Below are 1,279 nucleotides of genomic sequence, written 5' to 3' on the forward strand. Positions count from 1 at the left end.
TTAAGCACCTTGGCGATCCTACCGGCGTATGCCGAAGTAGTGACGGGCAGCCAAACGGATATGAATATGGATTTGAAGTATCCACTCGTTTATACGGAAAATGCGGCAGCTCAGACAGCTATTAATACGGATATTTCCGCTTATGTAGGTGAAGCTAAGAATGCCTATTATAGGGATCATGTCTATCAAGTATCGCAAAGCTATAAAGTAACCTATGAAGATAAGGACGTAGTTTCTCTCTTGTTAACAACATATTATTATCGTGCCGGGGCAGCTCACGGCTCATATCGAACCCAAGGCATGGTATATGACAAGAGAACGGGCCAACGGATTCCTTTATATAACTACGTCAAAATTGCAAGTGCCAAACAACTGGATACTGCTGTACGAGACGGGGTCCTCTCCTTTTATACGAGCACTCGTAAAAAAACATATCTACCACGGGGATGGCATGTAAACTATGCATCGGACAACTACTTCTTAATCGGCAGGGGATATATCAATCTCGTATATCAGCCGTATGAACTGGGTCCTTTCTCATACGGCAATACGTTTATTGAATTCAGTCCGAAGGCTATTGAATATTTCAATCGTATGAACAGCTGATTCATATAAGCTTGAGGTGGCTCACTATACTGAAAGCGGCCTGTGTACAACGTTGATTTGTACAAGACAAGTGGGTGATAAAAGAGAACTCTGTTAGAGAATATAAAAAGACGTATGGCAAATGCCATACGTCTTTTTATTTGTATTAGTGTTTTTGCTGGAAGGCGTTGAAGCCCGGATATACGGCACTGTCACCCAGCTCTTCTTCAATGCGAAGCAAGCGGTTGTATTTAGCTACGCGTTCACTTCGGTTAGGAGCACCGGTTTTAATCTGGTCCGCATTCAAAGCGACTGCCAAGTCGGCAATGGTGGTATCTTCCGTTTCGCCGGAACGGTGGGAAACGATGGCAGTAAAGCCGGCGTGATGAGCCATCTTAATGGCGTCGAGCGTTTCCGTAAGGGACCCGATCTGGTTGAGTTTAATAAGGATAGAGTTAGCGCTGCCTTGAGCAATGCCCTTGGAAAGACGTTGTGTGTTCGTAACGAAGAGGTCGTCGCCTACGAGTTGAACCTTATCTCCGAGTACTTCCGTCATATGTTGCCAACCTTCCCAGTCTTCTTCATCCAGGCCGTCTTCAATGGAATAAATAGGATATTTTTCGACCAGGGATTTCCAGTGGTTGACCAATTCTTCGGATGTATATTTCTTACCGCATTTAGGCAAGACGTATTC

Annotated in this window: 1 protein-coding gene and 1 pseudogene; one reads left to right on the forward strand and one right to left on the reverse strand. The window is 44.6% G+C overall.

Features of this window, described 5'->3' with window-relative positions; translation table 11 throughout:
- On the forward strand, positions 1-606 hold a 606-nt coding region (locus PGX78_RS08370), incomplete at its 5' end, for a PdaC/SigV domain-containing protein (RefSeq protein WP_442864825.1).
- Between the two features lie 145 nt (positions 607-751).
- Here the strand turns inward: PGX78_RS08370 and eno are convergent.
- A pseudogene (gene eno, locus PGX78_RS08375) lies at positions 752-1,279 on the reverse strand (phosphopyruvate hydratase); the annotation flags it as partial.

The sequence above is a fragment of the Megasphaera sp. AF13-6AC genome (assembly GCF_027685385.1).
Lineage (GTDB): Bacteria > Bacillota > Negativicutes > Veillonellales > Megasphaeraceae > Megasphaera > Megasphaera micronuciformis.